This window comes from Micromonospora sp. C95 (genome assembly GCF_018070465.1).
Lineage (GTDB): Bacteria > Actinomycetota > Actinomycetes > Mycobacteriales > Micromonosporaceae > Micromonospora.
Genome location: NZ_JAGPXT010000038.1, coordinates 1 through 23,837, shown reverse-complemented (window position 1 = coordinate 23,837; position 23,837 = coordinate 1). Strand labels below are relative to the sequence as shown.

Annotated in this window: 23 protein-coding genes and 2 tRNA genes; 6 read left to right on the top strand and 19 right to left on the bottom strand. The window is 68.4% G+C overall.

Going from position 1 to position 23,837, the window contains the following annotated elements:
* Positions 1-32 precede the first annotated feature (32 nt).
* The gene (locus tag KBX00_RS26905; protein WP_307869089.1) at positions 33-626 is read left to right on the top strand and encodes a helix-turn-helix domain-containing protein; all 594 of its coding nucleotides are present in this window, start codon (positions 33-35) and stop codon (positions 624-626) included.
* A 27-nt stretch (positions 627-653) separates the two neighbouring features.
* Here KBX00_RS26905 and KBX00_RS26900 read toward each other — a convergent pair whose 3' ends face one another.
* The 7 genes from KBX00_RS26900 to KBX00_RS26870 form a co-directional block, all read right to left on the bottom strand.
* A complete protein-coding gene (locus KBX00_RS26900; protein WP_210830857.1) occupies positions 654-1,628 on the bottom strand; it encodes an NADPH:quinone reductase in 975 nt (324 codons plus the stop codon).
* A gap of 83 nt (positions 1,629-1,711) precedes the next feature.
* Entirely contained in the window at positions 1,712-2,521 is an 810-nt protein-coding gene (locus KBX00_RS26895; RefSeq protein ID WP_210830856.1) for a metallophosphoesterase, read from the bottom strand.
* Between the two features lie 51 nt (positions 2,522-2,572).
* Positions 2,573-3,487, bottom strand: a complete 915-nt coding sequence (locus KBX00_RS26890; protein ID WP_210830855.1) for a hypothetical protein — start codon at positions 3,485-3,487, stop codon at positions 2,573-2,575.
* A gap of 98 nt (positions 3,488-3,585) precedes the next feature.
* On the bottom strand, positions 3,586-6,282 hold the full coding sequence (locus tag KBX00_RS26885) for an RICIN domain-containing protein (protein ID WP_210830854.1): 2,697 nt from the start codon (positions 6,280-6,282) through the stop codon (positions 3,586-3,588).
* A gap of 146 nt (positions 6,283-6,428) precedes the next feature.
* A complete protein-coding gene (locus KBX00_RS26880; RefSeq protein WP_210830853.1) occupies positions 6,429-7,871 on the bottom strand; it encodes an RICIN domain-containing protein in 1,443 nt (480 codons plus the stop codon).
* 43 nt (positions 7,872-7,914) lie between these two features.
* On the bottom strand, positions 7,915-9,330 hold the full coding sequence (locus KBX00_RS26875) for an endo-1,4-beta-xylanase (RefSeq protein WP_374225371.1): 1,416 nt from the start codon (positions 9,328-9,330) through the stop codon (positions 7,915-7,917).
* Between the two features lie 439 nt (positions 9,331-9,769).
* Positions 9,770-10,372: a hypothetical protein gene (locus KBX00_RS26870; protein ID WP_210830852.1), complete on the bottom strand. Its 603-nt coding sequence runs from the start codon at positions 10,370-10,372 to the stop codon at positions 9,770-9,772.
* A gap of 134 nt (positions 10,373-10,506) precedes the next feature.
* Between KBX00_RS26870 and KBX00_RS26865 the strand changes: the two genes are divergently transcribed.
* Complete coding sequence (locus tag KBX00_RS26865) at positions 10,507-11,745, top strand: sorbosone dehydrogenase family protein (RefSeq protein ID WP_210830851.1); 1,239 nt, start codon at positions 10,507-10,509, stop codon at positions 11,743-11,745.
* Positions 11,746-11,871: 126 nt separating this feature from the next.
* Here the strand turns inward: KBX00_RS26865 and KBX00_RS26860 are convergent, their stop codons facing one another.
* The 5 genes from KBX00_RS26860 to KBX00_RS26845 form a co-directional block, all read right to left on the bottom strand.
* A complete protein-coding gene (locus KBX00_RS26860) occupies positions 11,872-12,222 on the bottom strand; it encodes a hypothetical protein (RefSeq protein WP_307869088.1) in 351 nt (116 codons plus the stop codon).
* Positions 12,219-12,383 carry a multiple cyclophane-containing RiPP AmcA gene (gene amcA, locus KBX00_RS29515; RefSeq protein WP_301548691.1) on the bottom strand — a complete coding sequence of 55 codons (165 nt, stop codon included), beginning with the start codon at positions 12,381-12,383 and terminating at the stop codon, positions 12,219-12,221. The genes KBX00_RS26860 and amcA (KBX00_RS29515) overlap by 4 nt, the downstream gene beginning before the upstream one ends.
* 13 nt (positions 12,384-12,396) lie before the next feature.
* Positions 12,397-14,502, bottom strand: coding sequence for a multicopper oxidase family protein (locus tag KBX00_RS26855; RefSeq protein ID WP_301548690.1), 2,106 nt, complete (start codon positions 14,500-14,502; stop codon positions 12,397-12,399).
* Positions 14,499-14,933: a DUF6220 domain-containing protein gene (locus KBX00_RS26850; RefSeq protein ID WP_210830850.1), complete on the bottom strand. Its 435-nt coding sequence runs from the start codon at positions 14,931-14,933 to the stop codon at positions 14,499-14,501. The genes KBX00_RS26855 and KBX00_RS26850 overlap by 4 nt, the downstream gene beginning before the upstream one ends.
* A 180-nt stretch (positions 14,934-15,113) precedes the next feature.
* The gene (locus tag KBX00_RS26845) at positions 15,114-16,010 is read right to left on the bottom strand and encodes an alpha/beta hydrolase (RefSeq protein WP_301548689.1); all 897 of its coding nucleotides are present in this window, start codon (positions 16,008-16,010) and stop codon (positions 15,114-15,116) included.
* Between the two features lie 95 nt (positions 16,011-16,105).
* Between KBX00_RS26845 and KBX00_RS26840 the strand changes: the two genes are divergently transcribed.
* Positions 16,106-17,140 (top strand): CdaR family transcriptional regulator, encoded by a 1,035-nt coding sequence (locus tag KBX00_RS26840; RefSeq protein ID WP_210830848.1) that lies wholly within the window; start codon positions 16,106-16,108, stop codon positions 17,138-17,140.
* Here KBX00_RS26840 and KBX00_RS29510 read toward each other — a convergent pair.
* From KBX00_RS29510 to KBX00_RS26825, 5 genes are all read right to left on the bottom strand, one after another.
* Positions 17,126-17,248 (bottom strand): hypothetical protein, encoded by a 123-nt coding sequence (locus KBX00_RS29510; protein ID WP_301548688.1) that lies wholly within the window; start codon positions 17,246-17,248, stop codon positions 17,126-17,128. The two genes, KBX00_RS26840 and KBX00_RS29510, sit on opposite strands and share 15 nt — an antisense overlap.
* Entirely contained in the window at positions 17,245-17,592 is a 348-nt protein-coding gene (locus tag KBX00_RS26835) for a hypothetical protein (RefSeq protein WP_210830847.1), read from the bottom strand. The genes KBX00_RS29510 and KBX00_RS26835 overlap by 4 nt, the downstream gene beginning before the upstream one ends.
* Positions 17,589-17,702, bottom strand: coding sequence for a multiple cyclophane-containing RiPP AmcA (gene amcA / locus KBX00_RS29505; protein WP_301548687.1), 114 nt, complete (start codon positions 17,700-17,702; stop codon positions 17,589-17,591). The genes KBX00_RS26835 and amcA (KBX00_RS29505) overlap by 4 nt, the downstream gene beginning before the upstream one ends.
* Entirely contained in the window at positions 17,659-18,189 is a 531-nt protein-coding gene (locus KBX00_RS26830) for an NUDIX domain-containing protein (protein WP_210830846.1), read from the bottom strand. The genes amcA (KBX00_RS29505) and KBX00_RS26830 overlap by 44 nt, the downstream gene beginning before the upstream one ends.
* Before the next feature lie 202 nt (positions 18,190-18,391).
* Positions 18,392-18,467, bottom strand: a tRNA-Lys gene (locus KBX00_RS26825).
* Between the two features lie 188 nt (positions 18,468-18,655).
* On the opposite strand from KBX00_RS26825, the gene KBX00_RS26820 reads away from it, so the two are divergent.
* Together KBX00_RS26820 and KBX00_RS26815 are read left to right on the top strand one after the other, a co-directional pair.
* Positions 18,656-19,909 (top strand): Ig-like domain-containing protein, encoded by a 1,254-nt coding sequence (locus KBX00_RS26820; protein WP_210830845.1) that lies wholly within the window; start codon positions 18,656-18,658, stop codon positions 19,907-19,909.
* 125 nt (positions 19,910-20,034) lie between these two features.
* Positions 20,035-21,303, top strand: a complete 1,269-nt coding sequence (locus tag KBX00_RS26815) for an Ig-like domain-containing protein (RefSeq protein ID WP_210830844.1) — start codon at positions 20,035-20,037, stop codon at positions 21,301-21,303.
* 158 nt (positions 21,304-21,461) lie between these two features.
* Here the strand turns inward: KBX00_RS26815 and KBX00_RS26810 are convergent.
* Together KBX00_RS26810 and orn are read right to left on the bottom strand one after the other, a co-directional pair.
* Positions 21,462-21,537, bottom strand: a tRNA-His gene (locus tag KBX00_RS26810).
* A gap of 136 nt (positions 21,538-21,673) precedes the next feature.
* A complete protein-coding gene (orn, locus tag KBX00_RS26805; RefSeq protein WP_210830843.1) occupies positions 21,674-22,264 on the bottom strand; it encodes an oligoribonuclease in 591 nt (196 codons plus the stop codon).
* Positions 22,265-22,337: 73 nt separating this feature from the next.
* On the opposite strand from orn, the gene KBX00_RS26800 reads away from it, so the two are divergent.
* Positions 22,338-23,633, top strand: coding sequence for a glycosyltransferase family 87 protein (locus KBX00_RS26800; RefSeq protein WP_210830842.1), 1,296 nt, complete (start codon positions 22,338-22,340; stop codon positions 23,631-23,633).
* Positions 23,634-23,837 lie beyond the last annotated feature (204 nt).

The window sequence follows — 23,837 nt, the reverse complement described above, 5'->3', positions numbered from 1 at the left end:
AGATTTTTCGACCGTACGGTAGAATCTGGCGGGTGACAAGCAGACGAGCGGGCGCGACGGCCGGACTGACCCTGATCGAGCGCGCCCGCCGCGCCCAGCTGATCGAGGTCACCATCGAGCTGGTCGCCGACCGGGGCTACGCGGGCGCCTCACTGGCCGCCATCGCCGAGCGCGCCGGCATCACCAAGGCCGCCGTGCTCTACCACTTCCCCACCAAGGCCGCCGTCGTACGCGCCGCCCACGAGCACGCCCTCGCCGCCCTTGTCGCAGCCGTCGCCGCCGCGGTCGAGGCCGCCGACACCGCGAACCGGCCCGCCGCGTACGTCAGGTCGATGGTGGGACACCTACGGGAGCATCCGCGACACACTCGCATGATCATCGAGGCGATGGTGCACGACGACGGCGACCACGATCCGGCCGCCCGTTGGCGTCCCCTGGCCGAACTCATCGACGCGGCGCGGGTCGCACGCGGCGGCGACGACGACATCGACACGCGCACGACGGCGATCATCGTCGGGGGCGGCATCGACGCGATCGTCGCCGAACAGCTCCACGACCCCGACTACGACACGGCGGCGGCAGCCGAGCACCTCGTCGAGATGCTCGACACGGCTCTCGAACCGTGACGACGCACACCACGCGGGGCCGCCCGCTCACGGGGTGATGACGGCCCGCCGTCCGCGCAGCTCACCCTGCTCGATCATCCGGTGCGCCTCGGCGACCCCCGACAGCGGCATCCGTACCATGCCGCGTGGTGCCAGCTCCCCGGCGAGAAGCATCCGGTTGACGGTGCCGGCAGCCGCGGCCAACTCGGCAGTGGTGGCGCGGGAGATGACGAAGCCGGTGACCGTGCGATCGTTCAGGTAGAGGGGGCCGGCGGGCAGTACCGGCCTGGCGCGGGGTCCCGCCAGCAACACGATCCGGCCACGTATCCGGATCAGGTCGACGATCGATTCGAGATCGTTCCGTCCCGACGTGTCGAGGTGCAGGTCGATACCGTCAGGGCACACCGACCTCAACCGACCGATCAGATCGGGCTCCCGGTAGTCGAGAACCTCTGCGGCCCCGAGCTGCCGGCAGTACTCGGCGTCCGCGGCGGACGCGGTGGCCACGACGCGGGCACCGGCCGCCCTCGCGAGCGCCACAAGTGCCGAGCCGACGTTTCCGCCGCCACCGCCCACCAACACGGTTTCCCCGACCCGCAACTGCCCATGCACCACAAGACCCAGGTAGGCGGTGGCGGCAGGGTGCAGCACGGCCACCGCGACCGCCGGATCGACCCCCGCCGGAAGTCGGTACAGCCGATCCGCCGGCACGACGGCCTGCTCGGCGGCGCTGCCCTGCCGGCCGTCGTGCCCGAGGCTGTTGCACCACACCAGGTCACCGACGCCGAAGCCGCTCACCCCGGACCCCGGCGCCGTCACCCGCCCGACCAGGTCACGGCCGACGATGAAGGGCAACGGCAACGGCGTCGGGTACGCCCCGGAACGCACGAAGGTGTCGACCGGGTTGACTGTCGTCGCCAGGACGTCGACGAGGACATCGGTCGGACCGGGACGTGACGGCGGCAGGTCCCCGTACCGGATGTCGTCGGCCGGACCGGGGCCCTCGATGTAGGCGGCACGCATACCGTCATTCTCGCGCCACGTACTCGCCTTTCTCGCTCATTCACTGTCACCGCCGGGCCATCCGGTCGGTCGTACCGGACCGGTCACGCGGCCGGTTGTCGTGGTGCCGGCCGGCGGTGGTATTGCGGTCCGTCCGGAGCGTGCATCTCGCCCCGGTAGACGCCGTGCCGCAGCTCGGAGACGTACTCCGCCAACTCGGGCATGCCCAGCCGGGCCGCCACGGCCAGCTCGGCCTCGACGTCGTACGGCACGCGAACGAACTGGATCGAGAACGGCGCGTCGGACTCCGCGTCGACGACACCTTCGAGGATCACGTAGACCGGGGTCTGGTCGTCCATCGCGTTGCCGACGCTGCCGGTGTTGAACAGCGTGCGGCGCTCGCGATCCACCTCGTAGAACGGATCGTGCGTGTCGCCGTAGCCCACCACCGAGGGCTCCGGCCCGTCGCCGGTGGCTGGCGTGTTGGCGAACATGCCGAGGAACTCGGCCTCGTCGTGGTCGAACCGCACCCGACGGTGCACGCTCGTCGCCGAGGCGTGGAAGAGGCGCACCCGTCGCCCGCTGAGCAGGAAGTCGTGGCTGAACGGCAGGCCGCGCAGCCAGTCACCCTGGCCGTCGGCGAGCTGCGCCAACCACCAGGCCATCGCCTCGCTGTCGTAGGTCCGATCCGGGTCAGGGAGGAGGTCGTCCCAGTTGCCGAGGATGTTGACCTCGCAGCGCTCCCGGCAGACCTCGATCACCTCGCGGCCACGCGGTCCCTTACCGACGTAGTCGCCGAGGTTGAAGATCCGCTCGATGCCGCGTGCGTCGATGTCGGCGAGCACCGCCTCAAGCGCGGTCAGGTTGCCGTGGACGTCGGAGATGAGGGCGATGCGGTCGAGGGGTCGGGCCACCGGCCGATCGTAGACGCGGCAGTCCCGGCGGTGGGGGTGGCGGCGGCCTGCCTACAACCAGCCGACGTCACGCAGCCCGACAAGCAGTTGCGGGTCGAGGTCGTCCGGATCGAGTACGTCCTTGGCGGGTGGCGGTTCGATCGGCTGTCGCCGACCGAACGAGTGGTAGAGAAACTGCCACCTACCAGCGCCCGCTTCCACCTGATCGAAGTGCAGCGTCAGGTTCGTGAGCCGGCCCTGCGCGTCGAGGGTGGCGTCGAAGGGCACCATCGTGTTCGTTCCCGGCAATTCTTCACGCAGCTCGACGGTCAGGTCCGGGAGTCGACGGAGGTCGAGGACACCACGAACGGCTCGTTCGGTGACCAGCCGCAGCTCGACCGACGTCTTCACCAGTTCCTGAAGGTCGTCCGTCGCCTGCGTACCGATGAAGATCGAGGAGTCCTCACCCAGCAGCCGCGGCAGGTCGACCGGTAGCCATCTCTCGGGAGGCGCCCCGAAGCCGAAGAACCGCGCCCAACTCTCCTCGTCGACGGTCTTGATCTCGATCCACTGAAAGTGGCCGGGTTGCTGAATGGGGAAGTGGATGCTCATGTCGCTCCGGCGCCTGGCCGGATCCACCGTCATCTCGACTCTCGTACTGACCGAAGCTCCCTCGACGTCCCGGCGTGTCATGCTCAAACGAGACGAGTAGGTGTCCTGACCGACCTTCTTCGCACCCTCGTGCAGCCACGTGTGCAGGTCCTGCTCCGCCGCGCTCGCCGACGGGCTCGGAGCCGACGCTGGCGACCCCGCGTCGGCGCAGCCGGCCGCCACGGCCAACGCGACCGCCACACCTGCCGCCACGGCCATCCTGCCCACCGCGCGAACACCCGATCGCCCCGGCAGCCCGCCCGGCCCCGACCACAAGCTGTTCACCAGGTTCTCCATCCGGGTCCGCTTCATGATCGGCACATGGTGCCAGCTCACCCACGCCTCGTCCAGGGCGTCGGTTCCTCCGCACGCTGCGCCTTCCTACGTCGGAGGGGCCAGGCACCACCGGTGCCTGGCCCCTCCGGATGCGGCTCTCAGCTGCGACGACTCCACTGCTGGTTCGCGCCGCCGTTGCAGGACCAGAGAATGATCTTTGTTCCGTTGGCGGTGGCGGCGCCGTTGGCGTCCAGGCACAGTCCGGACTGGACGTTCGTGATGGTGCCGTTGGCGTTGACGTTCCACTGCTGGTTGAGACCGCCGTGGCAGTCCCAGATGATGACCGTGGTGCCGTTTGTGGTACCGGCACCGTTGGCGTCCAGGCACTTGTTGCCGTACACGGTGAACTGCTTGCTCGCGGTGTAGGTCCAGCGCTGGTGCGAGCCGCCGGAGCAGTCCCACAGCTGCGTCTGGGTGCCGTTCGTGGTGGTGGCGCCGGGGACCTCGATGCAGCGGCCGGACTGGCCGCCGACGAGCTGGGTGTCGGGCGTACCGCCGGTGCCCTGCCGCCGGACGAGCGACTTCGACTCGGCCGACCGACTGCCCTGCGCGTCGACGACGTAGAGCCGGTAGTCACCCGACGTCGTCGGCACCGCGATGGTGGTGGCGTTGCCGTCCGCCCTGGTCATCGTCGGGCCGGCGGCGAAACTTGTGGTGCCGGACGGGGCCAGCCAGAGCGACCTGGACGGGTCGCCGCTGCTGCGGATCGGGATCGAGTTCGTGCCGCTGCCGACGAACGTGCTCGCCGGTAGGACGTAGTCCTGCATCGGCAGGTTGCGCGGCTGGGTGATGTCCCGGTACGAGTCCTGCAGCCCGGAGTTGACCGCGATCCCGTAGGCCGCCGCCGGCCAGACGTAGTCGGCGGAGACGAGGATGTCGTGGATGGTGCTGTTGGGCAGGTTCTTGTTGGAGACCTTGTTGATCGGACCGTACGTGGAGGTGATGCTCAGATCGTGCTTACGCCCGAAGTCGTCTGAGTTGATCATCCAGGTGATGTTCTTGTCCACGCTCAGGACGTTGTCCCGGAAGGTGATGAACGCCGAGCCCTCGTCCGGGTGGAGTCCGTACTTGTGGCCGGCCGGCACACCCTGGAAATAGTTGTCGTGGATCGTGGTGCCCGGCTGGCTGCCAAGCGTGTAGATGGGCGCCGTATCGCTGAGCCGTTGCACCGTGTCGATGATGTGGTTGTGACTGATGGTGTTGTTCTTCGCCGTGGTGGTCGGCCGGTTGGGCGCGATCGACCCTGAGGATCCGTCGAAGTTCCACCATCCCCAACCCATCGTGATGCCCGCCCACGGGGCCTTCTCGATGCGGTTGTGCTGCACCGTGAGGGTGTCGGCGAAGTACGCCGCGACCGCGCCGTGCCCGTTGAACAGCACCGAGCTGTCGTGGATGTAGTTGTTCCTGATCTCGATGTTCTTCGGCAGCCCTTCGACCTGAGCCGGGTACTTCTCGCGGTTGCTCGACGTGTGATCGCCGATGTAGACGTGCTGCGGGTGACCCACGCTTATCGCCGTTCCGGCGATGTCGTTGGTGTAGTTGCCGATCAACTGCGTGTTCGTCACGTCGTTGACCAGGGTGATCCCGTCGGCCCCGGTGTGCGCGATCCGGTTGCGCTCCAACCGGATCGCGTTGGCGTTCTGCAGGTGGATGATGCCGGGGGTGAGGTCGACGTTGCGGTAGTAGTAGACGTGGAAGTTGCCGCGCGCGTACGCCTGGGCGCCGAGATTGCCCTGCTGGGCCTGCTTGTACACCGAGCCGGCGACGTTGAACAGGTTCCAGTCGGAGTGCCGCACGGTGAGCCCGGAGAACGTGATGTTTCGCGCCTGGTTGCTTGTCGAGGTGCCGGCGACCCGCAGCACGGTGGTCACGTTGTTGGGTGCGAAGACCGACGCGGTGGACATGTTGTCGCTGCCGGCCTTGTAGTAGTAGAGCGTTCGGCTGGACTTGTCGAAGTAGAACTCGCCGGGCGCGTCCAGGAACTCGTAGGCGTTCATCACCTTGTGGCTACCGTTGATCTGGGCGTTGCCGTTGAACGCCCCCTGGGCGATGGCGGCACCCGGCTGCTGGAACAGCGCGATACGACTCTGACCGTCACCACTCGTGGTCACCTGGCGAACTCCCACGATGGCCGTGGTCCAGGTGGTGCCCGTCTCGATCTCGATGTCCTCCTGGTTGCGGGAGATCGACGGAAAATCAGCCGGGTTGTACCTCGCGCCCGCACACTGCGAGCCCGACTCCCACGCCCAGTCGGCCTGTCCCGCGGTGATGGTGTACGTGCCGTGGCAACCCGCCGAGGTGATCGTCTTGGCCGCCATGTGGGCCCGCTGGCCGTTGACGTAGAGCGCCCGCAGCTTGTTGGCCCGGTCGAGCGGGGCCTTCCAGATGTTGCCGCTGTGCTGGGTCCAGCCGGTCACCTGCACACCGGCCTCAAGCACCGGCGTCTCGTCGGGGTACGCCGAGTAGATCACCCGATGGCCGTTGGCGCCGGAGTCGCTGGCCCCGAACTCGATCGTGCTGGTCACCGGATAGCTACCACCGCGAAGGTAGACCTGGATGTCGCCGGTCATGCTCGCGGTCTTCGTGCGGACCACGTCCCGCGCGCGTTGGAGCGTCCGGAACGGCGCGGCGAGCGTGCCGGGGTTGGCGTCGTTCCCGTTCGGTGCGACGTGAAGCGTCTCCTGGACCGCGGCCAGAGCCGGCGCCTGATCTGCGATCACGGCCGGCACCGCGGCGGAGACGAACACCCCCAGCGCGAGTAGGCAACCTTTCCCGGCATGGACAACGGATCTCATCTCTTCTCCCTCCACGTCCGCGACGGCCCGTGCCCCGCCGAGGCGATGCGCCCCTGCGCGTGACAGTCGGACCGTCCCGGAAGCCATTGACCTTCTGCGCCGCCTTGTCGGTACGGACGGCACGACCGTTGCTGACGAATGCCGGGTCAGGCGTTCTGTACCTGCCACTTCTGGTTGTCGCCGCCCCAGCAGGACCAGAGCTGGACCTTGGCCGTGGCGGTGTTCACGTCCAGGCAGAGGCCGGACTGCGCGCCGCGGATGGTGCCGTCGCCGCCGACCGTCCACCGCTGGTTGTCGCCGCCGTTGCATGCGTACGTGCCGACGACGGTGCCGTTCACGGTCCCCCGGTTGTACGCGTCGAGACACCGTTGACCGCCGAGGGCGGTGATCTGCCCGCCGGCCGTCACGGTCCACCGCTGGGCGGCGGTGTCGTTGCAGGCGTACACCTGGACCTGGATGTTTGCGGTGGTGGCGCCGGGGATGTCCAGGCACTGCCCGGTGCCGACGTTCCGGAGCCGGCTCACCCGGTCCGGTGTGCCTCCGTCGGTCAGGCCCCAGGCGTACCGGAGGCGGTCGAGACCGCTGGCGTTGGGGGTGCTCAGGGTGAGGTTGGTGCCGGTGCCGTGCAGCTTCTGCATGGCGTACCAGTCGTCACCCTGACCGGCGGTGACCTTGCCGCCCAGGCCCGGCCAGTAGATCGAGCCGATCCGCAGTTCCCGCAGCACGTCGGTGGTGGCGCGGAAGTAGCGCACGAAGTTGTCGGTGCTGGTGGCGTCGTGGTAGTTGAGCCCGGTGTCCATCGGCGCACCGAACTCGTCCATGACGGTACGGGCGGCGCAGGAGCCGATGGCGTCCCGCAGGAACGTCACCCACTGGTCGTAGGTCTTCGCGCCGCTGAAGAAGGTGTAGTGGTGCAGCGACACGATCGTTCCGTCGAGCCGGCGGTCGGCACACATCGACCTGATGTCGGTGTTCAGACCCGCACCACTGACGAAGACCCGGTGGCGCGGGACCGCCGGACGGGCGGTGAGCCAGTTGTTCACCACGTTGGCCCAGTCCGCGGCGCTGTGCCCGCCGGGCTCGTTCATCGGCTCGAAGTACACCAGGTCGTTGCTGCCGTACCTGGCGACCACGGTGTTCCACATGGTGTCGAAGGCGGTGGTGTTGACGATCCGTCCGCCGCTTGCGGCCACGCCGTCGTCCCAGTAGGAGAGGACGACCCTGAGGCCCTTCGCGGTGGCCGCGTCGATCGCGCCGGTGTACGCGTTCCACCAGCTCGTACCGACGGTGTAGGTGTTGATCGGCAACCGGACGGTGTTGGCGCCCAGGTTGTTCTGGAAGCCGGTGTAGATCGCGTTGGCCTTGGCCACCACCGTCGCGTAGCTGTCGGAGCTGCTCAGCCCGTGCAGGACCAGCGGTCCGCCGTGGAAGTTGTCACCCAACCTGGCCCAGTTGACACCACGGAACTGGCTGGTGTCTGCGGCTGCCGGTGCGGCACCGCCGAGCACGGCAGTCGGCACCGCAACGAGAGCGGCCAGGGCGCAGGCGAGCATCCGGCGCAACGAGCGGTTCGAGCGGGATCTGACCATCGTCGTTCCCTTCTGTGCGGTGCCGACTGTCGCGCTCATCGGCTCAGGCCCGAGCCCAGCGCTGGTTGGCGCCGCCGTGGCAGCCCCACACGATCACCGCGGAGCCGTTGGCGGTGGCGGCGCCGTTGACGTCCAGGCAGAGCCCCGTCTGCGCGTTGCTGATCGTGCCGTTGCTGTTGACGTTCCACTGCTGGTTCGCCCCACCGTGGCAGTCGTAGATCTGCACCCGGGTGCCGGCGGCGGCGTTGTTCGGCACGTCCAGGCACTTGCCCATCACCTGCAACGCCCGCCCGTTCTGGGTGAACTGCTGGTTGGCGTTGCTGTGGCAGTCCCAGATGATCATTTGGGCACCGTTCGCCGAACTAGCGCCGTTGACGTCCAGGCACCGGCCGGACCCTTCGTTGCGGAACCTGTTGCCGGTCGGGTTCGGGGTGGTGCCGCCGTTCAGGGCGTCGAGGACCGCCGTGTACGCGGGCTTCTTGTTGCCGGCGCAGTCGAACAGCAGGGCGTTGTCGCTGCCGCGCCAGGAGTCACAGTCCCGTACGCCCCACACGGTGATGCCGGTGCAGCGCGAGATCGCCAGGCAGGCGCGGGTGACGGTGGCGTAGATGTTGGCCTGGTTGCCGCCCTGGGTGACGTCCAGCTCGGTGATCTCCACGTCCACGCCCAGGTCGGCGAAGCGTTGCAGGTTGGCCTGGTAGTCGCCGGCGATCGTGGTGCCCAGGTGGGACTGGAAGCCGACGCAGTCGATCGGCACGCCGCGCTGCTTGAAGTCGCGCACCATGTTGTAGATGCCTGTCGACTTCGCGTTGATGCCGTCGGTGTTGTAGTCGTTGTAGCAGAGCTTCGCGCCGGGGTCGGCCGCCCGGGCCGCCCGGAACGCGGCCTCGATCCAGTCGTTGCCGGTGCGTTGCAGGTTCGAGTCCCGCCGCGCGCCGCTGCCACCGTCGGCGAACGCCTCGTTGACCACGTCCCACGAGTAGATCTGTCCCCGGAAGTGGCTGGCCACCTGGGTGACGTGGTTGATGGCGGCGTTGCGCAGGTCACCGCCGGACAGGCCCTGCGCCCAGCCGGGCTGCTGGGCGTGCCACAGCAGGGTGTGCCCGCGCACCTTCATCCCCCGGGAACGGGCGTGGTTGACGATGCGGTCACCGGCGCTGAAGTTGAACACGCCCCGCTGCGGCTCGGTCGCGTCCCACTTCATCTCGTTCTCGGCGACCAGGCTGTTGAACTCGCGGTTCAGCACCGTCATGTACGTGTTGTCGTTGAACTTGTACGTGCCGACGGCGGCACCGAAGTAGCGGCCCTTCTCCGCCGCCGAGGTGCCCAGCGTGGTGCCCGCGTTGGCGGCGCCGGTGGGCACGAGCACCGTGCCGGCCACCAGCAACCCGACCGCCAGCGCCCGCATGGTCGACCAACGTCGTCGCGGAGAACCGCTCGGATGTACGAGATTCTTCATGTGTCTCAGCACCTTCCAGAGTCGCGTCACTTCGACGGGTTAGCGCTAACATCGCCCGGCGACTCACGTGCTCGTTGGGGCAGACCACAGGAGACGACACAACGCTACGCATCGATGGCAGTGAGATTGCCACAAAGTTACGGAACGCTCAAGGAGTTGCCCCCCAAAGACCGGAAAAAGAGCAGGTAAGACGAGTACTTTGCACCGGCCGGACAGCTCGGCCACGATGCCTCTCCATCGATGGAAGTCACCGCTTGAAGATCCACGGCGGCGAGCCACACCAGATGCTCCACCACCGTCGCGTGCAATGTGCACGTGAACATCGACAACTCCGACCCGCGTCGTGGACGAGCAGGCGGCGGCCGGCAGCCGTTGACGCGCGGCGGCGCGCCGACCCGACCCACCTGACCCGCCTCGGGTCAGTAGGCGCCGATGGTCGTCAACCGGAGCGTTCGCTGGCTGGATCGGCGGCCGGCGCCGTCCCGGCCGCGTTACCCGCCCCGGTCGTCAGGCCCAGGTCGGCGGGATAGCTGTCGAATCGGCGTAGGCCCAGCTTGCGCACCGCAACCGACCACGGCGTCTCGGTGGCGAGCACGGCGAGATGCTCGAAGTTCGCCAGATACGACTCCCCGCGGGCCGCCCGCTCGGCGAGGATGTACGGCTCCAACACGCTCCACGCCTCCCGAGCGCGGAAGCCACCGGTACCGATCAACAGCGCCGGGTCGACGACGTCGAAGGCCAGCATCTGGCCCAGCCCGTTGTAGTACAACGCGATCCGGTTCACATGCTTACGAGCGTCGGACGGAAGATCGCTGACCCGCAGGTCCGGCGAGCACCTCGCCCGCAACTCGGTGAGCACGAACTGCTGGCTGTCCAGGAAGGCGTCGCTCATCCGGTCCCGGGTGAGCAGCTCGATCGCGACCAGGGTGTGGTTCGCACTCTGCGACAGCCGCAGTTGCCGGAGCGCGAAGAACACCGAGACACCGACGGTGATCACCGAGACCGCGGCCACGACCGCGTTCGTCACGATCGCAACATCCATGGCGGTCATCGTACGAAGACCACTCCACCGGCCGCCGATTCGGCGCCGCACCTAATGCATTGATAAGAGTTGATGTAGTGTTGGGCACGCTCCCAGCCTGCGTACCCCCACCACCTGCACAAGGAGCTGAGAACATGTCGCGACCACGTTGGCGCCCAGTACCCGTACTGGCCGGCTTGCTCGTCCTGGTCCTGTCCGCGCTCCTGTCGGCGTCGGCCGCCGGCACCGCCACGGCCGGCGTACCCCGGCCCGGCAAGGTGCCGCTCACCGAGCTGACCGTGGTATCCGAACAGGTGGCCTACGGACTGCAACGTCCGATCGCGCTCACCGGGCTGCCGGACGGCCGGATGCTGATCGCGGAGAAGAACGGCACCGTCCGCGCCTACCACCCCGACACCGGCCTGGCGGCCGAGCCGGTGCTCGACCTGACCGCCCGGGTGGACACGTCGGGCAACGAGCGTGGCCTGCTCGGCATCACCCCCGCGCCGGACTTCGCCCGGACCGGGCTGCTCTACGTGGCCTACACCAGCCTCCCGGACGGCGAACTGACCCTGGCGCGGCTGCCGATCAGCGCTCCCGAGCGGCTACAGGTGCTGCTCACCCAGGAACACGCCGAGTACAACAACCACAACGGCGGACAGGTGGCCTTCGGCCGCGACGGCTACCTCTACTGGTCCCTCGGCGACGGCGGCCACGCCAACGACCCGTACAAGGCCGGCCAGGACCTCGGCACCCTGCTCGGCAAGATCGTGCGGATCGACGTCAACCGCAGCTGCGGCGCGAAGCCCTACTGCGTACCCCGGGACAACCCGTTCGTCCGCAACCGCGACGCACGGCCCGAGATCTGGCTGTACGGGCTGCGAAACCCGTGGCGGTTCTCCGTCGACAAGCTCGACAACTCACTGTGGATCGGTGACGTCGGCCAGGGCCTGGTCGAGGAGATCAACCACATCCGCCCGTGGCAGGGTGGCGCGAACCTCGGCTGGTCCTGCCGGGAGGGCACCCCGGTGTTCGACCCGGAGCAGTGCCGACCGGGCGTGAGGTACACCGACCCGGTCTTCGAGTACGAGCACTACATGACCGAGAGCTGCTCGGTGACCGGCGGTGTGGTGTACCGAGGCTCCGCCACCCCGGAAGCCTGGGGCACCTACATCGCCAGCGACTACTGCTCGACCCTCGCCTTCGCCGTACGCCCCAAACCGTGGGGCGGCTACGAGAGCGCCATCATCGGCAACTTCCCGATCCAGCCGACCGCGATCGACGCCGACGTGCACGGCGAGCTGTACGCGCTAAGCGACCTGCCCGGCTGGCTCAGCCGGATACGGTTCGAGCGCGTCCAGCCAGACCCCAGCAGCGAGCCGGCGACCCGCTGAACCCCGGGCGAGGGCCGGCGGCCACCCGCAGATCACCGTTTGCGCCGCCGGCCCCGCCGAGGAGACCTGGTCAACCTGTCTGGGCGCGGGGTAGGCACGCCACCCCGCGTCGAATCGCGCCGGCGGTCACCACTTCTTGTTTGCGCCATCCGGCGTCTGCGGGTCGGCCGCCGACGCGCGGCGGCCGCGGTGCCGGGTGGGCCAGCCGAGGAAGCGGTCGAACAGGTCAGCCGCGTTGCCTGTCACTCTGGGATGCAACCGGTGCAGGTCGTCGATGGCGTCGTGCAGACAGCTGGCCAGGTGAAGGAACAGGCTCACCGGCATGTCCCGATACTCGGCCACGAGAGTCAGCCTCGCCGACCCACACGGCCACGGATGCCCACACCGGCAGCACAGCCACAGCGGACGCATCGGCAGATGCACCTTCTCGTTCGGATGGTTCGGATGCGCCGACAAGCGGCGCGAGTGCCCGGTCACCGCCGATCGTTCTCTCTGACCTGCTGTCCGAACAGTCGACGCCAAACGTAGGTCAGCAACGGCGGGTCCGCAGGCCACGTCTGCCGCTGCGAAGACGTGCGATCAGGCCCGAGCTGTTGAGTCTGGCCGACAGTCGCGTTACGCGAGAAGTACAAGGTCATGCCGCTGCACCTCTCACTTGATCGGTCGATCAGCCGTTACCTGTACGGTCCCTCGATTCCTGGCCTTGCCGGCCGAATGGGCAGTGTGGGAGCCGTGGAACGGCGTGGTGACACCGTCGTAGCGCAGCTGCAGCATCATCCCCTGCTGTGCGTGGGGCAGGTTGTGGCAGTGGTTCATCCAGATCCCCGGATTCGTTGCCTTGAACGCGACCTCCCACACCTCCCCTGGGCGGACATCGAATGTGTCCATCCACAATGGACTGCCGGACGTCGGCGTACCGTTCCTCGACAGGATCAGCACGGGATGTCCGTGCAGATGCCAGGGGTGGGTTTCCGGGCTTCGGTTCACCACGGTGAACCGGATGAGGTTGCCCTCGGCCACGAGTTGATCCGGGATCGACGGGTGACCACGGCCGTTTACCGTGTGCGCGTACGCCGGCCGACCGTCGACCAGAGCCACGCCGCGGTCCAGAACGATGGTGAAGTGCCGATCGGCGCGGCGTGCAGCATCGAACGGCACGCTGGCCGGCGCTCCGTAACTCAGCATGTCGAGCTCCGGCCAGTCGGAGGTGTCCTCGACGGCCGGGGCACGACCGGTGGGGTGGTCGTCCGGTTGCAGCCGCAGGCCGCCGGTGTGGTCGTTGTCGAGGACGAGTGCCACCGGAGTCTCTGGCATGACAAAGGCAAGGTCGTAGCGTCCGCCTGCGGGCAGGCGCAGTCCGGCGTCGGTGACCTCTCCAGGTTGGTGGAGATCCCGGCCGTCGATGGCCGCCACCCGGAACGGCGTTCCGGTGAGCGCGAACCGGTGCGGATCCGGGTCAGTGTTGATCAGCCGCAACCGCACCTTTGTGCCGGCCGGCGCGGTGTGGTCGGTACGTCCGTCCCGCCCGGCGATCACGATGGTGCCGTCGAAGGTGTGCACGGGAAGAATCAGATCCAGCTGCCCAGCGAGGGCTGCGCTGTTGTCGTGCTGCTGTTCGCGCGGCATCACGACGAGGGTCCCGTACAGCCCGCGACGCACCCCGAGGTGGGACAACTGGTGGGTGTGGTACCAGTAGGTACCCACCTGATCCGCGCGGAACCGGTAGACGAACTCCTCGCCGGGCGTCACCGCATTCTGGGTCAGGCCTGGTACGCCGTCCTCACCGCACGCCACGTCGTAGCCGTGCCAGTGCAGCGTGACCCCGTCGTCGATGTCAGTGTTGCGTAGCGTCACCTCGATCAGATCACCCTTGGTGGCGGTGACCGGCGGGCCGGGCACCTGCCCGTTGTAGGTCCACGCGGCGAGATCACGTCCGGACGGAAGCCGGAAGGTGGCGGTCTGCGCAGTGAGGACGTACTGGCGTCTGGCGCCGCCCGGCGCCGGTGTGTCGACCCCCCGCAGGTCGGCCACCGACACGACCGGTCGAGAGCTGGAGGATCGCCCGGGACCACCTCCGGTAACCACTGGTTCAGCCGGCACGAACAGCAGGCCGACACCGGTGGTGCCGCCACCCGCCACGATCGCGCCACCCCCCGTCAGGCTGATGAACCGGCGACGTGAAAGTCGGGCCATTGCCCGCGGTTCCTCGGCGGGGGCGATATCAGCGTCACCGACGGCGGTGTCATCGGCACGGGTGGCGCCCACAGCGGCGTCGGTGGTGCCCACCGGCGCCGCTACGACCCGCGCGGTCAGCAGCGCGCCCGCACAGACCAGGGAGCAGGCGATCAACGCCGTACTCCACGCCAGGGGAAAACCCACCAGGACGGTCACCACGAGCCCGGCCAGGGCCGCGTATCCGGCGGTGAGTGGCAAGACCACGCAGGCTGCCGGTATCCCGGCTTCCGGAGCGCGTCTCGCCGCGAGCAACCGCGGGCCGGCGACCACAACGGCGGCCAACCCGGCGGCTCCCAGGATCGGCAGGCCCAGTAGCACCTTCTCCTGCACGAACCACCAGCCACGACCGGCCAACATCGCCACCGTGACCACCCGGGCAAGTGCCACCAGGACAGCCGCCGCAAGGAGCCCGAGCGCGAGCCGCGCGCGCCGGATGGCTGCGGTGGCGCCGGCCGCGAACCACGCGGCCACGCCCAGCAGCGCCACCACGTGATCGACGAGAATCAACTGGCCTGTCGTCATGACGCCCGCGCCGCCGGTTCGGACGCCCGTGTGTCGTCGCCCGCCCCGGCCCGCCGATACGCAACCGGGACCCTCGACAGCATTCGCGCGCGCCGCGCGAGGTCGCCGGCCACCATCAGGATGATCAGACCGTTGACCGCGTGCAGGCCGAAGATGAGCTGGCCGGCCGTCGTGCTGGCACCGCCCGTGCCATCGAGCGCGACGGCGAACTCCCGGATCAGAACCTGTACGACAACGAGCCCGGCTACCAGACCGGTCATCCCGATGAGCCGGCCGGGCATTCGGGCCAGGGCGGCGATGATCGTCATCACGGCCGCGGACAGCAGGATCACATAGCCCAGCGAGCGATGCACCTGGAACGACTCGTCCCTGGGCGCGGTGTTGAACGCGCCGCTGGCGGCGAGGAAGAACTGTACGACGATGACCAGCACCAGCAGAGCGGCAAGGCCGGCAAATACTTTCCGCAAGGTAGTGCTCCTTCGGACTGGTTGAGACACGGCATGTGCTTCGGGTGACGCTGCCCGACAAGGACAGTCGTTGGTTGCGGGCGGAGCTCGCCCTCATGCGGGTGGCGGCCGCCCAGCGGATGCGGCTGGCCGTCGCCGGCCATCTCACTCGGCCAGGGCGTGCCGTAGGGCTGCGGCGAGTTCCGCGATCTGCCGCTGTGACACCTCGGCGGACAGGATCGCCTGTGACCCGTGGAACGTTCCGGCCCACTGGTGCAACTCGACTGACACGCCCGCTTGCAGCAGGCGCAGTGCGTATTCGATTCCTTCATCGCGGCTCGGGCAGAATTCCGCGGTCGCGATGTAGGCGGGCGGCAGGCCGGACAGGTCGTCGGCCCGCGCCGGGGCGGCGTACGGTGAGGCGGGCTGGGAGCCCAGGTAGTGCCGCCACGCCGCGATGACCTTGTCACGTGTCATCCAGGGCGTATCGGTGAAGTTCCGCGCCGACCATGTCTCCTGCCGGTCATCCAGCCCAGGCTGGTTCATCAGTTGGAAGCAGATCGGCGGCCCGTGCTGATCACGTGCCCGCAACGCGACCGCGGCCGCGATTCCCGCGCCTGCGCTGTGACCTCCGACCGCGATGCGGGCCGGGTCGATACCGAGCTCGGCCGCGTGTTCGGCTGCCCAAACCAGCACGGCGTACGTGTCGTCGAGGGCGGCGGGGAACCGGTGCTCGGGGGCCAGACGGTAGCCCACCGAGATCACCGTCGCACCGCAACTGTCCGCGATCCGGGCGGCCCACGGATGCTCGGTGTCCAGGTCACCCATGACGAATCCGCCGCCGTGCAGCCAGATGATGGCGCCCTGTGCCCCGTGCGGGCGATAGATCCGCACCGGCACGTGCGGATCGGCAGGCACGGTACGGTCCTCGACCTCCATATTCGAGGTGTCCGGTGCCGGCACCGAGGCGGCCAGCCCGGCGAGTTTCTTGCGCGCGGTCACCGGGTCGGTCAGATCAGCCTCGGGGAACAGCGGGATGAACGCTTCCAGTTCAGGATCCATGTCCACGATCCTCACGGCCGCCATCCCCGGAATCATCCGCCATCTGTCGGGAATCCCACCTGGTTCGTGCGCCGGTCGTCGCCTATCCTCCGGTGATGGAGGCACTGGCCGAACGGCTGTCGCATCTGGATCGGGAGGCCGGGGGTGCGCTCCGCGTCGTGATGTTCTACGACACGCTGATGCGCCGGCGGGTGGATCTGCCGGCACTTGCCCGGGCCTCGGCGGGCCTGGCCGAGTGCGTGGCTGGGATCCGGCTGCACAGCACGGGGCGCACAGTGCGCGTCGGACCTGACGGCCGACAGGCGCCCGTTGCACAGCCGGCGGCCTTCGCCACGGCACCGATCACGCTTGACGGCGAAGAGATCGGCACGGTGTGGCTGGAACGTCCTGGGCCGCCCCTGCCGCTCGACGACCTGCTGCTGGACCGGCTCGCCATCGCCGCCGCGGCGGTTGTCGAACGCTACGCCCCGGCCCACACCACCATGGCCGACCCCGCACTCGTCGAACTGGTGATCAGCTCCGACAGCGACCAGGCGGCTAGAACTCGGGCCCTACGGCTTCTCGGTTTCGCTGCCGACCAGCCGATCCGAGTCCTCGCCGTACGCTCGCAACTCCCGCTCGACCATATCGGTGGCCTGGTCTGCCCGACCCGCCCGGTGAAGGCGGCATCACTGGCCGACGTTGGCGTCATCCTGGCCACCACCGTTGACCCGGCCCAGCTTCCGCCCGGCGTACGCGCGGGCATCGGTGCCGCCGAAAGTCCCGACGAGTCCTGGCGGCAAGCTCGCACCGCCCTCCGCTACACCACCCCGCACCAGACGGTCGTCCACTACCACAGTCTCGGGGCGTTAGCGCTTCTCGCACAGGTACCCAAGGATGCCGCGCGAGACAACCCCGACGTGGCGACGACCGCCCGAATAGCCAGCAACCCGGAAGATTTGAAGACACTGGACGCCTACTGCGAAACCGGCTCGTTGCGCCGGGCCGCCGACCTTCTCCACCTGCACCACAGCAGCGTCGCCCGCCGACTCGACCAGATCGGAAAGACCCTGGGCATCGAACTCACCGAACCCACCGGACTGATACGGGCCAGAATCGCTCTCACCACATGGCGGCTACTCAACGATTGAGAAGGTGCAGTCGAGGTCGCAGAAGCTGGTGGGCCGCACGACCAGTGTGTGGAACGTGCTGGCGATCGCCGGCTGACGATTGACGCTGATGAGGCCGATGCCGTTCACGAAGTCTCCTCGTTCCCGATCGCCGTGGCGGTGTTGGCTCGGTAGGCGTGGGTGCGGGCGGGCCACCCGAGGAACCGGTCAAACAGTGCGGCGGTACCACCCGCCGCACTGGGATTGAGCCGGTGCAGGTCATCGATCGCGTCGTGCAGGCAGCTGGCCAGATAGAGAAACAGGCTCACCGGGCTGTCCCGGTACTCGGCCGCGAGAGCGAGCTTCGCCGCGCCGCACGGCCACGGCTGACCGCACCGCCGGCAAAGCCACAGCGGCTGCATTGGCAGATGTTCCTGCCGGAACACGGCTGCACCATTCGCTCGGGCCGGGCCCTGGTCCCGGTCGCCGGTCATCGGCGGCCGGCTTCCCGGACCTGCCGCTCGAACAGTTGACGCCAGGCATGGGTGAGCAGCGGTGGATCAGACGGTCGAGTCGTTTGTGGCATAGGGCCCTCGGTGGTCAACGTCTGTCGCCATAGACGGTCGGCTTTCGCGTGACGTGAGACGTACACCGTCATGCCAGCACTTCCGTTCGAGACGGTGAGCGGTGGGCTCGCCGGGGGAAGGGCGAGCCCACCGCCGCCGCACGGCGGCCTCGGGCAGACCGCCCCGATCACTCACCCACGCAGCCCCGATGGCGGGATCATCGAACTCCGGCCCGGTTCGAGCATCTTCCCGCAGCTCAAGTAGCCGACAGACGAAGAAGTGCCCACCATCCCCAACAGGAGCGGTGAACAGGAACACCTGGACGAACCGGTCCGCCTCGGCACCGAGTTCTTCGTGCAACTCCCGACGAAGCGCAGCCTCCAGAGAGCCATCCGTCGACTCCACGCCACCGCCCGGCGTCGTCCAGTACGGCGCCTGGCCGGACTTGATTCGCTTGATCAGCACGAGGCGGTCTTCCTCGTTCAAAAGAATGGCCCGCACCGACCTACGCACGATCCGACGCACAACCGGCCCCTATCCACGTCCAGAGCGACCAGGCACCAGCGCACCCGTGATCTATGGATCTGTCCGCCGGCATCGCCTCGCGTCCCACCGATGCCGCCGCCGTCCAACGGCTCCCGAGCGACCACCGAGCGACCACCCGCCATCCGCGTACGCGAAAAAGGCCCCGACTGGCAGAGTTCTACCAGTTCAGGGCCTTGCTCGTTGGTGCGCCGCCAGGGACTCGAACCCCGAACCCGCGGATTAAGAGTCCGCTGCTCTGCCAGTTGAGCTAGCGGCGCTCGCTGACAACGGGGGAAACACTAGCACGCACCCTGAACCGGGTTCCAATCCGATCCCGGGGTCACCCCTTCGGTCGAGCTTATCGGACATTAGCGAAAAAATCCCTCGCAAAGCGTGGGACCGGGGTGATGCCGGGCGGCAGCGATACGGCACGATGTGCGCCAGGTGCGCAACGACAGGGGTGGGAATGGGCAGGTTCGCGCGGGCCGGGGTGGTCTTGGGGCTGGTGGCGTCGCTGGCGTTGTCGGGCTGCGGCGAGGAGCGCGCACCGGCCGAGTTCGTACCCGGCCAGACCCCTGGTGCGACCGGCACCGGGACGCCGGGGGCACCGGGCGCACCGGAGGTGTCGAGTGGTCCGCCGCTGACGGTGAGTCCGGCCGACGGGGCGAAGAACCGGCCGGTCAGCGTGGAGATCGGCGCGAAGCTGCCGGACGGCGGCGAGGTGTCGCAGGTCACGCTCAAGACCGAGGACGGCAAGACCGTCAAGGGCAAGCTGCGTACGGACGGGTCCTCGTGGGTTCCGTCGGCGCCGTTGAAGTGGTCCACCCGTTACACCGCGACCGTCTCCGCGAAGGGGCCGGACGGCGCGGTCAGCGAGGGCACCAGCACGTTCACCACGATGGCCAAGCCCGGCTCGATGATCACCTCCGGGTTGTACCTGTTCGACGACCGGACGTACGGGGTGGCGATGCCGGTGGTGGCGGAGTTCCACCCGGGTATCCCGGCCAAGGACCGGGCCAAGGTGCAGAAGCGGATGTTCGTGCAGACCGACCCGCCGCAGCCGGGCGCCTGGCACTGGGTGAGCAACGGTACGCAGGCGTACTACCGCGCACCGGAGTACTGGAAGGCCGGCACCAAGTTGACCGTACGCATCGCCCTGGCCGGCATCCCGCTGAGCAACGGCAGGTACGGCAACGTCGACCGCAACGCCACCGCGAAGATCGGCTCGGCCTTCGAGATGAAGGTCACCAACTCCGACAAGCAGATGCGGGTGTACGAGGACGGGCAGCTGGTCAAGACGTTGCCGGTCAGCCTGGGCAAGAAGAAGACCCCCTCGTCCAGTGGCACGCTCGTGGTGATGGAGAAGAAGGAAGCGACAGTCTTCGACACGATGGACGACCCGGATCCGGAGAACCGGTACGTCACCGACATCGAGTTCGCCCAGCGACTCACCTGGGGCGGCGAGTACATCCACGCGGCACCCTGGTCGGAGAATGTCCAGGGGCGGCAGAATGTGTCGCACGGGTGCGTCAACATCTCGATGGCGAACGCTCGATGGCTCTTCCAACGCACGAAGATCGGCGACCCGATCACCATCACCGGCACCGAACGCAAGCTGGCGGCCGGCAACGGTTGGACGGCGTGGAACCTGAGCTGGTCGGAGTTCGTCAAGGGCAGTGCGCTGCCCGTTCCGGACGGTGGCGCCGGTCCGGCCGTATGACCGGACGAAATATGTCACTATCCGGACATCCCGCTCCACGTGTTTCGGTTCACTAGGCGCAACGGGTACGTGAACTGGTGCGTCAGAGATGTGGACGGGAAGCGGACCACGACTGTGAGGACACCATGCGGATTCGGGACCAGCGCAACCGGCGGCGGGAGGTGCTCGCCGCGGGCCTGCTCGCCGTGACGTTGGCACTGACCTCCGCCTGCACCGGCGGTAAGGGTGGCGACAAGGGGCCGGGTTGGCAGGACGGTGCCGACCAGCCGGCCGCGAAGGCGTCGGTGAGCATCAGCGAGCCGGCGGCGGACGCCACGGAGGTGCCGGCGTCGACGGCGATCGCCTTCGCCGCCGAGCAGGCCGAGGACGTCACGGTCGAGCTGACCGACGCCGAGGGCGAGTCGGTCGAGGGTGACCTCGCCGCCGACGGCCGCAGTTGGCTGCCGGCGGCGGCGTTGACCTACGGCGCCACGTACACCGCCACCGTCACCGCGACCGGCGACGACGGCCTGCCGGCGACCGCGACAAGCGCCTTCACCGTGATGGAGAAGCCGGAGAACCAGGTACGCATCAGCAGCTTCCTCGGCGACGACCAGACGGTCGGGGTGGCCATGCCGCTTATCGTCAAGTTCGGCCGGGAGATCCCGGAGAAGTACCGCGCCGACCTGCAACGCCGGATGACGGTGACCTCGGAGCCAGCCCAGGAGGGCATCTGGCACTGGGTCAGCCCCACCGAGATCCGGTACCGGCCGAAGGAGTTCTGGCAGGCCGGCAGCAAGGTGTCGTACCGGGTGCAGGCCGGCGGGCTGCCACTCGGCGACGGCTGGTACGGCCGGGCCGACCTGACCGTCGACATCGCCATCGGCCCGGAGCTGCTGATGACGGTGGACAACCGGACCAAGCGGATGATCGTCACCAAGAACGGCGAGAAGATCAAGACGATCCCGGTGAGCCTGGGCAAGAAGAGCACCCCGTCCTCCAGCGGCACCATGGTGGTGATGGAGAAGCTGCGCAAGACGGTCTTCGACACGTACGACGAGCTGGGCCCCGAGGACGGCTACCGGACGAAGATCGACTACGCGCAGCGGCTCACCTGGGGTGGCGAGTTCATCCACGCGGCACCCTGGTCGGAGGGGCAGCAGGGCACGACGAACGTCTCGCACGGCTGCGTGAACGTCTCAATGGCCAACGGCGCCTGGCTGTTCAAGAACACGAAGGTCGGTGACCCGATCGTGGTCAAGGGCACCGAGCGCAAGCTCCAGCTCGGCAACGGCTGGACCGACTGGAACGTCAGCTGGGAGGAGTACGTCAAGGGCAGCGCCCTGCCGTACGAGCCGGCAGCGAACGACGAGACCAACCCAGACGTCGAGGCGAGCGAGGCCCCTGGCGCCTGACCCTCACGCCGGCACCGGTGCCACGACATGCCGCAACCTGCGGCCTCCGTCGGCGGGCATACCGCGTCATGCCGCATCCGGGGTGGCTGCTCCCCGCAGACCCGGCTGCCGGGTACTCCGAAAGCGTCAGGCCCCCTCCGCGGAGGGGGCCTGACCGGTGGGGTGACTGATGGGAATTGAACCCACGACAACCGGGACCACAACCCGGTGCTCTGCCAACTGAGCTACAGCCACCATGCCGCCGCGCCCGGTCGATCGCCCGGGGCGGGTGCGGTGAAATCATACCCCCACCACGGCCGACCACGTCCACCGGGTTGCCGCCGGGACGGGACCGGTCCGCGACAGGCAGGCCGCGCGGCAGCCGGGGCGGTCAGAGTTCGCCGGCGATCGCCTTGGCGCTCTCCACGTCGGGTCCGGGCAGGGGGACGAAGATGGTGCGCCGGTAGTACTCCAGCTCCCGGATGCTCTCCCGGATGTCGGCCAGGGCCCGGTGCGCCAGGCCCTTCTGCGGCTGACCGAAGTACACCCGCGGATACCAGCGGCGGCACAGTTCCTTGATCGAGGAGACGTCGATCATGCGGTAGTGCAGGTGGGCGTCGAGGCGGGGCATGTCCCGGGCGATGAAACCACGGTCGGTGGCGATCGAGTTGCCACACAGCGGCGCGGTACGCGGATCCTTGACGTGGCGGGTGACGTAGTCGAGCACCCGCTCCTCCGCCTCGGCCAGGGTGACGGTGGAGCGGCGCACCTCGTCGGTAAGCCCCGACTTGCCGTGCATCGTCCGGACGATCTCGGGCATCGCGTCCAGCGCGGCGTCGTCAGCGTGGATCACCACGTCGATGCCGTCACCGAGCACGTTGAGGTCGGGGTCGGTGACCAGCGCGGCGACCTCGATCAGTTTGTCGCCACCGAGGTCCAGCCCGGTCATCTCACAGTCGATCCAGACGAGAAGATCAGCCACCGGGACAGCCTACGCGCAGCCCAAGTCTCGTGGCTCCGCGCCGTCACGGTCACCGACCGCTAAGGTCTTCCCCGTGCCCGCCGAACCCGCCACACCACCCTGCGTCGACCTGGACGACCCGGGCAGCCGCACGGCCCGCCGGGTCGTGGGAGCGCTGGCGTTGGCGGCGGCGCTCCCGGCTCTCTACCTGCCGGGACGCACCCACGACTTCTTCGACCTGAAGATCTACATGGCGGCCATGGACTGGTGGGCTGCTGGCAACCCGCTGTACGACTACGCACAGCCGGACCGGGTGCAGGGCGAGTTGTTCTTCACCTATCCGCCGTTCGCCGCGCTGGTCCTGCTGCCGTTCTCCTGGCTGAAGTTGGGCGCCACCGTGGCGATCTTCACCGGGCTTACCCTGCTCGGCGTGGTGGTCACCACGAAGTGGCTACTCGACCCGGTGATCCGTCGACACCGGCTACCGCACCTGTTCACCCTCGTGGTGGGCGTGCTGATCGTGCTCGGTGTGGAGAGCACCCGGGAGACGATCACCTTCGGGCAGATCAACATGCTGCTGGTGGTGCTGATCCTGGCCGACCTGCTGTTCGCCGTACCCCGCGACAGCCGCTGGGCCGGGGTGGGCGTCGGGTTGGCGGCGGCGCTCAAGCTGTTCCCGGCCATCTTCGTGATCTACCTGCTGGCCACCCGGCGGTGGCGGGCGGCGGTGGTGGCCGGGGCGACCGCGGCCGGGGCGACCCTGCTCGCCGCGGCGGTGGCTCCCGGTGATTCGTGGCGGTTCTGGACGCACGAGTTGTGGGCCACCGACCGGGTCGGTCGCACCGACTACACCGGCAACCAGTCACTGTTCGGACTGCTGAGCCGGCTCATCGCTCCGGAGGAGCCGAACCGGCTGGTGTGGCTGCTCCTGGTCGCCGTGGTCAGCGGGTACGGGTTGTGGCGGGCGGTGCGGGCGTCGCAGGCCGGGGACGCGCTGACCGGCCTGACGCTTACCGGCCTGGTGGCGGCGCTGATCAGCCCGATCACCTGGACACACCACATCTACTGGTTCATCCCGGCGGTGGTGATCCTGGCCGACACCGCGTTGGGTACCGACCCGCGCACCGCCGCGGGGGCCCGCCGACGCCGCCGGATGGTGATCCTCGCCGTGAGCGTCACCTCGATCATCGTGTACGGAGTGGTGTCCTTCTACGACTGGGGAATCACGCCGTCGCCCACCGGCAGCCCGTGGGAGTTCCTGCTCCGCAACGCGTACGTGTGGCTCTGCCTGGTGCTGCTCGTCGTCCTGCCGGTGCGTGGTCCCGCCCGCATGCCGAGCCACCAGCCCACAAAGTCGGACACTCTTCCCGAGACTCCCATTCCTCGGTAACCTGCCCCATAGTCTCACCGAGGCCCCACAAACACCGATATCCCCCGGTGAAGGGCGGCCCTCCGCGTCGGCAGCACGGTGGGCCGCCCCACCCCCCCACCCCACCCACCCACACCCTTCCTCGCCGATCTTGCAGTTTTGGTCGGCAGTAACACCGCTTTCATCCCTTTTGTCGCGACCATAAGTGCAAGATCGGCGCGGGGG

Bases quoted from the DNA above. Each gene is read 5' to 3' on its own strand.
- KBX00_RS26900 (WP_210830857.1), bottom strand. From the start codon at position 1,628: ATGCGTGCCGCCTACATCGAGGGCCCCGGTCCGGCCGACGACATCCGG.
- KBX00_RS26885 (WP_210830854.1), bottom strand. From the start codon at position 6,282: ATGAGATCCGTTGTCCATGCCGGGAAAGGTTGCCTACTCGCGCTGGGG.
- KBX00_RS26880 (WP_210830853.1), bottom strand. From the start codon at position 7,871: ATGGTCAGATCCCGCTCGAACCGCTCGTTGCGCCGGATGCTCGCCTGC.
- KBX00_RS26875 (WP_374225371.1), bottom strand. From the start codon at position 9,330: ATGAAGAATCTCGTACATCCGAGCGGTTCTCCGCGACGACGTTGGTCG.
- KBX00_RS26870 (WP_210830852.1), bottom strand. From the start codon at position 10,372: ATGGATGTTGCGATCGTGACGAACGCGGTCGTGGCCGCGGTCTCGGTG.
- KBX00_RS26865 (WP_210830851.1), top strand. From the start codon at position 10,507: ATGTCGCGACCACGTTGGCGCCCAGTACCCGTACTGGCCGGCTTGCTC.
- amcA (WP_301548691.1), bottom strand. From the start codon at position 12,383: ATGACCTTGTACTTCTCGCGTAACGCGACTGTCGGCCAGACTCAACAG.
- KBX00_RS26855 (WP_301548690.1), bottom strand. From the start codon at position 14,502: ATGACGACAGGCCAGTTGATTCTCGTCGATCACGTGGTGGCGCTGCTG.
- KBX00_RS26845 (WP_301548689.1), bottom strand. From the start codon at position 16,010: ATGGATCCTGAACTGGAAGCGTTCATCCCGCTGTTCCCCGAGGCTGAT.
- KBX00_RS26840 (WP_210830848.1), top strand. From the start codon at position 16,106: ATGGAGGCACTGGCCGAACGGCTGTCGCATCTGGATCGGGAGGCCGGG.
- KBX00_RS26835 (WP_210830847.1), bottom strand. From the start codon at position 17,592: ATGACCGGCGACCGGGACCAGGGCCCGGCCCGAGCGAATGGTGCAGCC.
- KBX00_RS26820 (WP_210830845.1), top strand. From the start codon at position 18,656: ATGGGCAGGTTCGCGCGGGCCGGGGTGGTCTTGGGGCTGGTGGCGTCG.
- KBX00_RS26815 (WP_210830844.1), top strand. From the start codon at position 20,035: ATGCGGATTCGGGACCAGCGCAACCGGCGGCGGGAGGTGCTCGCCGCG.